General features: G+C 46.9%; 1 rRNA gene. It reads left to right on the top strand.

Annotation, left to right across the window (positions count from 1 at the left end):
* Positions 1-83 (top strand): 16S ribosomal RNA (locus E9536_RS41180); the annotation flags it as partial.
* Positions 84-360: the final 277 nt, after the last annotated feature.

Here is a 360-nt window from a genome sequence, read left to right on the forward strand (position 1 = left end):
CGGTCACCACGGTAGGATTCATGACTGGGGTGAAGTCGTAACAAGGTAGCCGTATCGGAAGGTGCGGCTGGATCACCTCCTTTCCAGAGCTTCTCGCACAAGTTGAGCGCTCACGCTTATCGGCTGTTGATTAAGACAGACTAGCTGTCTGCGGTTAAACCGGTTATAATGCCGGCCGCTTTCAATAATCTTCAATGACAAACATTCAAATGAAGTTTGGTTCGAGTTTTTCTCATTGGCGATTGAGCCAGTCAGAGTGATACGAAAGTATCGGCTGTCGTTCTTTAACAATCTGGAAGAAGTAAGTAATTTGGATAGCGGAAGCGTCTTGAGATGGACGTGAAAACTATCCGGGTTGTG

It is taken from the genome of Burkholderia sp. LS-044 (genome assembly GCF_004803625.1).
GTDB lineage: Bacteria > Pseudomonadota > Gammaproteobacteria > Burkholderiales > Burkholderiaceae > Burkholderia > Burkholderia cepacia.